This window comes from Bradyrhizobium sp., assembly GCF_016462955.1.
Taxonomy (GTDB): Bacteria; Pseudomonadota; Alphaproteobacteria; order Rhizobiales; family Xanthobacteraceae; genus Bradyrhizobium.
In genome coordinates, this window is sequence record NZ_JAEMSD010000099.1 from 1 (window position 1) to 7,065 (window position 7,065).

Annotated in this window: 5 protein-coding genes and 1 tRNA gene; 4 read left to right on the forward strand and 2 right to left on the reverse strand. The window is 65.8% G+C overall.

The features are described 5' to 3' along the window. Positions 1–931: AbrB family transcriptional regulator (locus JHD07_RS13160; protein WP_291622719.1), on the forward strand; the 931-nt coding region annotated here is incomplete at its 5' end. A gap of 3 nt (positions 932–934) precedes the next feature. Here the strand turns inward: JHD07_RS13160 and JHD07_RS13165 are convergent. Further along, a complete protein-coding gene (locus tag JHD07_RS13165) occupies positions 935–1,474 on the reverse strand; it encodes a disulfide bond formation protein B (protein WP_291622721.1) in 540 nt (179 codons plus the stop codon). A gap of 157 nt (positions 1,475–1,631) precedes the next feature. On the opposite strand from JHD07_RS13165, the gene JHD07_RS13170 reads away from it, so the two are divergent. The 3 genes from JHD07_RS13170 to JHD07_RS13180 all read left to right on the forward strand — a co-directional run bounded on the left by JHD07_RS13170 (position 1,632) and on the right by JHD07_RS13180 (position 4,031). Next, positions 1,632–1,716, forward strand: a tRNA-Leu gene (locus tag JHD07_RS13170). Between the two features lie 398 nt (positions 1,717–2,114). Next, positions 2,115–2,735, forward strand: a complete 621-nt coding sequence (locus JHD07_RS13175) for a hypothetical protein (protein ID WP_291622723.1) — start codon at positions 2,115–2,117, stop codon at positions 2,733–2,735. 1,068 nt (positions 2,736–3,803) lie between these two features. Further along, positions 3,804–4,031: a hypothetical protein gene (locus JHD07_RS13180; protein WP_291622725.1), complete on the forward strand. Its 228-nt coding sequence runs from the start codon at positions 3,804–3,806 to the stop codon at positions 4,029–4,031. A gap of 82 nt (positions 4,032–4,113) precedes the next feature. Here JHD07_RS13180 and JHD07_RS13185 read toward each other — a convergent pair. Then, positions 4,114–7,065: CusA/CzcA family heavy metal efflux RND transporter (locus tag JHD07_RS13185; RefSeq protein ID WP_291622726.1), on the reverse strand; the 2,952-nt coding region annotated here is incomplete at its 5' end.

A 7,065-nucleotide genomic window follows, 5' to 3' on the forward strand; every position in this document is an offset into this window, starting at 1 on the left:
CGGGATCGCCGCAAGGGCCGGCCGCCAGCTGACGCTGCCGCCGATCCTGGCTCAGACCGTGCTGGTGCTGCTGGGCATCTCGCTCGGCTCGGTGGTCTCGCGCCATTTGCTGCAGCAGGTCAGCGCCTATCCCGTCACCATCGGCCTGCTGGCGCTCGCCACCTTCTGTTCGACCTTCGGATCGAGCTACTATCTCCAGCGCATCCATGGCTGGGATCGCACCTCGGCTCTCCTGGCCGGCAGCCCCGGCGCGCTGTCGCAGATCACGATGCTGGCGGTCGAGCGCGGCGCCGACCTGCCGGGTATTGCGGTGGTGCAAACCCTGCGCGTCATCATCCTCACCGCCGCGCTGCCGATGGTGCTTGCGCTTGCAGGCGTGACGCCCTCCGCTGTCCCCTCGCCGACGACGGCGATCGCCTCGCCGCTCGACCTTCTCCAACTGGCCGCGGCCTCGCTGGCCGCAGCACTCGTGCTGCGGCTGATCAAATTTCCGGCGAGCTGGATGTTTGGCGCGATGATCGGCTCGAGCGTGCTGCATGGCGCCGGATGGGTCGAGGGCGGCCTGCCGGACTGGATGCGGGGCGTAGCGCTGATCGGAATCGGCGCGCTGATCGGCAGCCGCTTCGCGCGCATGCGGATCAAGACACTCGCCGGCCACCTCCGCGCGGCGCTGGGATCGTTCGCCGTGGCCATCACCGTTTCCGCCGTTTTCGTCGGCATCGTGGCGCTGACCACGCAGGTGAAGCTCTCCGACGTCGTCGTCGCCTTCGCGCCCGGCGCGATGGATGCGATGCTGGCCCTGGCGCTGACGCTGCACCTCGACCCGATCTTCGTCGGCGCCCACCACCTCTCGCGCTTCGTGTTCGTGACGATCGCAACGCCGGGCATCGTGCACCTGTTCGGACGCACGCAGGACGACGTGGATGATTGAACTTTAGCGTTGCGCCGTCCGCACCAATCCCCATGTGGCGAGCGCGGCCATCAGCAGCGAGATCAGAACGTTGTAGCCGGCGAGCGAGAGGCCGAGGAAGCGCCACTGCACCTCGTCGCAGCGCACCACCTTCACGGTGTCGAGCTTCGAGAGGAGATCGGCGGCGCTGCCGAGATTGACGACGGGACCGCTGCAATCGGTCGGTCCCTTCCAGAATCCCCATTCGACGCCCGAGTGGTAGGCGCCGAGCCCGGCATTGGCGAGCGTCGCCAGCGCGAGGATCGCGAGCCCCGCGAGCAGCAGCGGCCGCGGCGCGCCATTCCTCGCCGCCAGCGCCGTCAGCGCGCCGAGTGGAATCGCGAGGTAATAGGCGTAGCGCTGCTCCAGGCAGAGCGGACAGGGCAGGATCTCCAGCACGAGCTGGAAGAACCAGGCCCCCGCGATCGTCGTGGCCGCAATCAGCGTGACGAGCAGCGAGGCCGTCAGCGCAGCGCCGCCGGCGGCCGGCTTGAACGCAGGTATCGCGGCACTCTGGGTCGTCACGGCAGCCTCTCTCGCATCTCTCGCGCTCCCAAGCCTCTAGCCCCGGCCCCCGCGGCTGTCGAGAACGTCCGGCATCACTTTGGCGCGGGTTGACCCCGCTTTGTCCATGGCTATAGTCCGCCGGCTTCGCGACGCTCCCTTCAAGGGCCGACCGAGGGCCCCTGTGGCGGAACTGGTAGACGCGCTCGACTCAAAATCGAGTTCCGCAAGGAGTGCTGGTTCGATTCCGGCCAGGGGCACCATTCGGATTTGCTGAAGCGCCTGCAGCTTCGTCGCGCCTGCCGTCCGGATCCGATGCGCCGCGAAATGTCCAGTCTTGTTTTCCGACCCCGGCTCCGCAACTCCGGCCAAAGTCGGCGCTGCTTGTTGTGTCATCGAAGCTACATATGGGGTCGCTAGCGTCCACCGCATCGGGGATGCCAACTCGCGAACAAGCGGTCCCACCTTCAGTCGTAGGGCTGCAGGGTCGCTGGAGGGTCTGCCCGAGACGGGGCAACGAACGTTGTCCCCGGAAATCAGCATCCAGTAAGGATCAAGTACAGTGAATAAATTTAGGTTCGGCCTAGCGGCCATTGCGTTCGCGGCAGCCGGCATCAATGGTGCCCAGGCTGCAAGCATCAACAACGTCGCCAGCGGCAGCGTGGCTGTCGTGGGAGCTGACTGCTGCAAAACAGGTCAGGTATTTCCCAACATCATTCTCGATGCCGCCAACAATCGTTCGAATTATCTCGTTTTCGACGTCGGCCCTCTCGCTGCCATGCTGGGCGGCAAGGATGCCAAATCCGTCACGTTGACGCTCAACCAGCCCGGCTTCTACAGCAGCGCGGACGCGACAGAGACTTTCACATTGTGGGATTTTACCGGGAATGTGAATGCGTTGAAGAATTACAGCTTTGCCAACCCGCCGTCAGCGGCAGACGCAGCATCGATCCGAGACGACCTGCGCAGCGGGATCAGCTACGGAAGCGCCGTCATTGCAAAGCCGGTCGGCGCTCTTTCAATCCTGACGATCATGCTGAACGATGACGCCGTCGCCGCGATCAACAGCGCGCTCAACTCTGCTGACCACCTGTTCGCCATCGGCGGCTTTTCCAGCACGTTGACCGGCTCGCAGTTGCTGTTCCAGTCCTCGACCGGCAGTGCAAGCCTGGATGTCACCCCGGTGCCGGGCCCCGTCGTCGGCGCCGGTCTTCCCGGCCTGATCGCCGCATGCGCCGGATTGCTGGCCTGGAGGCGGCGCCGCCTGGCTGCCAACGCGTAACGTCTTTGAGCGCTCCGAGATCCCGAGTTCGTCTCTCCTTCGTGCAGAACTTGCCGGCATGAAGTCGTGACCGGGATGCCTCAAGAGTGGGCACCAGGCCGGAAAGGCCCGGTGCCCACCACCGTCGGGCAGGATTGCCTCGCCTGATCATGGCTATTGCCGCCTTCTCGCCTGGCGCCGCCGGCGGATGGCCGCTTGATGTAGGTGCTCTGCCAAGCAACAAGACCGCCGACGTGTCTTTTCGTTTTGCCTTGCATACCGCTTCACGTGGAGGCTCGCACCACCCGCTGAACAGGCTCATCGGCAACCATGTTGAGACCCCTTCGAGCGACCTGACGCCCGGTCGAGACCGCGGCGCAATCTTCGAACAACAGCAGTCACGCCACTGCGGCCTCGCGGCGCATGACGCCCGAGTCCTATGCTTCTCTCGGCGCCCTTCCTTGGAAAGGGCGCAGGGAAGGCCGGGCGCCGGCTGGCACCCGCGGTCCGCTGTGCGCAAATAGCGCGAAGACAAATGCACAGCGGCATACAGGGCAGCCTGGACATCCCGGCCTTTCCCTGCGCAGTGGTTTGACGGCTTATGGCGCGCTCTCCCCGGGGAGCGATGCACTATTGCCCCCGTCGTCTTGCCGATGACTGATGCGCATGCCCGGTCGGGCCGCTGCACCACCGCAAGCCTTGACGCACAGACCCCGGGCGTCAGGACCACACGCTTTCGCCGTACGCGAACCGCACCGGTCGTGTGCGCGCTGCTCAACCGCTCACGGGCCAAAACCCGCCCTGCCATTGCTGGCGCGCCGATGCACTCCACGTCCACCGCCACCCGGCCCGCGTAACGTGACGATCGCGAAACGCCCCTTGTCCTTGGGCCAGGGTGAGCAACACATACGATATTTCCGAATTTCGGTCAAGCAGAATTAGTGCGGCTTCGATGGCGGACCGAAAGATATGGCCCGCTTTGGATCGCCCACCATCGCCGCGACCAACTTAGCTCGATCTCTCCCGCCCCTTCGACTTCGCAGCGCCAGTCCCTATATCCTCCGGCAAAGACCCGAGGCAGATATTCACATGGCCAGAACACGCACGACGGAGGCCGACGATCTTCCCCGCTACTTCGTCTGGGTTCGAGGCCTCGAAGGCCCCGAGCCGCAGAAGTGGATGGCCATGGATTTCGGCGTCAGTGACTGGAAGCGGCCGCTCGTGCTGGCCTATCTGGAGCTGCCGGCGGACGAACGGCACCTGTCGCTATCGGTGCTGGCCCGGCGCTATCCGCCGCCACGGGTGGATCTTCCCTGACGCTCGCACGTCCGCTTCTCGGGCGGAAAGGCTCGATGGCCGCGGTGGGCAATGCCCGCGACGGACATGTCTCGCAAGCGCTCTATGGTGCGACCTCGCTGACGGTCCGCGGCGCCGACGTGGTGCGGGCCTGCTCCGGCGGGGGCGCGTGGTCGGGCATGGCCGGTTCCGGCCTCGGCACCTCCGCGAGAAGGGCGCGCTCGCCTCGGGACAGGCCGAAGCGCTCATAGAGCACGGGTAGCAGCAGAAGCGTGAGCGCGGTCGCGGTGACGAGGCCGCCGATGACGACAATGGCAAGCGGGCGCTGGATCTCAGCCCCCGGTCCGGTCGCAAACAGGAACGGCACGAGACCAAGCGCCGCGATGGAGGCGGTCAGCATCACCGGCCTGAGCCGGCGCCTCGCGCCCTCCATGACCGCCTCCCGCAACGGATGTTCGCGCCGGGCCACGACTTCATTGATGTAGGAAATCAGCACGACACCATTGAGCACGGCGATGCCCATCAGGGCGATGAACCCGACCGACGCGGGAACGGAGAGGAATTCGCCCGAAGCCCACAGGGCCACCACGCCGCCAATGGTGGCAAACGGCACGTTGCAGAACACCAGGACCGCCTGCCGCACCGAGTTGAAGGTGAGATACAGCAGCAGGAAGATCATGGCGAGCGCAACCGGCACGACCAGCGCGAGCCGGGCCGAGGCACGCTGCTGGTTTTCGAACTGTCCGCCCCAGACCAAGGTGTACCCGCGCGGAATCTCGAGCTTGCCGGCAACGGCGGCCTTCGCTTCGTCCACGAAGCCGACGAGATCGCGTCCGCGCACGTTGCTCAGAACGGTCGCGAAGCGTTGGCCATCTTCCCGGATCACCTGGATGGGACCGTCCTCGACGCGAACGTCGGCGATCTGCGACAGCTCCACCGTTCCCCCGCGCGGCAGCACGATCGGCACGCGCGCGAGGTCCGAGGCCGAGGCCCTCTGCCGCTCCTCTCCGCGAACCATCAGCGGCGTGCGAACCTGGCCCTCCAGGACGATGCCGAGGTCACGCCCGTCGACCCAGACGCGCAGCGCTTCCTGCACCTGTTCGGCGTTCAGTCCAAACCGTCCGGCCCTGGCACGGTCCACCGCAACGGTGAGATAGCGCATGCCGGCGTTGCGAAGGGCGAAAACGTCGACCGCGCCCGGAATCTGCTGAATGACCCCGGCGACGTCGCGAGAGAGACGGTTGAGCGTCTCGATATCGTCGCCCAGCACCTTGACCACCACGTCGCCCCGGGCGCCGATGATCATCTCCTGGACACGCATGTCGATCGGCTGGGTGAACGCGTAGGCAATGCCCGGGATCGAATCCAGCACACGCCGGAGTTCCCCAAGGAACCATTGCTTGTCGGAGCTGGGCCACTCCGATTTTGGCGCCAGCGACATGAACATGTCGGTCTCGTTCAAGCCGACCGGATCGATGCCGAGCTCGTCGGCACCGGCCCGCGCGATGATGCCTTTGATCACCGGGATCTCCGCCATGAGCGCACGCTGGATCCGCAGATCGGTCTGCGCCGCCTCCTCGACCGAAACCGTGGGAAACTTCCTGATGGTCACGACCGGCGTGCCCTCGTCCATGACCGGCATGAAGGTGGCGCCGATGCGCGGAAACACGACCGCAACGGACGCGACGCCCAGCGCGAGTCCGATCACGAGAACGAGCGGACGGCGCATGACATAGGCCAGCGCCGGATCATACAACGCGTGGAGCTTACGCACGAGCCAGGGTTCCTTGGCGGAGCCCGAACGCAACAGGTAGGTCGACAGAGTCGGCACGACCGTCAGCGACAGCAGCAAGGCCGCACCGAGTGCAAACGCAATGGTCAAGGCCACCGGGCTGAACAGCCGCCCCTCGAGTCCCTGCAGCGACAGCAGCGGCGTGAACACCATGATGATGATGGCGACGCCCGAGATCAGCGGCAAGGCGACTTCCCGCGTGGCCTCAAACGTCAGCCTGAGCCGCGCCCGTAGATCGGGATTATGGGCATGTGCCAGCCGGTGCTCGACGTTTTCCACGACCACCACGGCGCAGTCCACCAACAGTCCGATGGCGATGGCGAGGCCGCCGAGCGACATGATGTTGGCGGACCAGCCGAACAGACGCATGATTCCGAAGGTGATCAGGACGGCAAGCGGGAGAATGACGGACACCACGAGTGCCGAACGCAGATTTCCGAGAAACACGAGCAGCAGGATCACGACGAGCGCAATCGCCTCCAGCAGGACCTTCTGAACCGTCCAGACCGCCTTGCCGATCAGTTCGCTGCGGTCGTAGAAGATTTCGATGCGGGCCCCGTCCGGCAGCAACGGCTTGAGCTGCTCGAACTTCGCCTTGACGCCGTCCACGACGGTTCGCGCATTGGCGCCACGCAGCGCCAGCACCATGCCCCAGACGGTCTCCTCCTCGCCGTTGGCGGTCACCACCCCGTTGCGGGCGAGCGAGCCGAACCGCACGTCCGCGACGTCGCCGACCTTGACCACGGCGGACTCCCGCGTCGTGACGATGATGTTCCGGATATCCTCGATCGTCCGGATCCGGCCTTCGGTCCGCACCAGAAGGGCTTCCTCGCCGTTGCGGATCCGCCCCGCGCCGTCATTGCGGTTGTTGGAGCGGAGCACGTTTTCCAACAGTTCGGTGGTGATCCCCCGCGCGGCCATCGCGGCCGCCGACGGAACGACCTCGAAGGTCCGCACGAATCCGCCGAGCACGTTGACGTCCGCGACTCCGGGGAGGCCGCGCAGGGCGGGGCGGATGGTCCAGTCCACCGCATAGCGCTTCTCCTGCGGCGTCATCGTCTCGGATTCGATGGTGAACATTACCATCTCAGCCAGCGGCGTCACGATCGGCGCCAGTCCACCGTCCGCGCCGGCCGGCAATTGGTCGCGCACATCCGCCAGCCGCTCGTTGACCTGTGCGCGGGCCCAGAAGATATCGGTGCCGTCGGCGAACTCGAACGTCAGCAGCGCGACCGAGTACCGCGTCGTCGATCGCATCTTGAC

Coding starts and splice junctions, on each gene's coding strand:
- JHD07_RS13180 (WP_291622725.1), top strand. CDS start 3,804: ATGGCCAGAACACGCACGACGGAGGCCGACGATCTTCCCCGCTACTTC.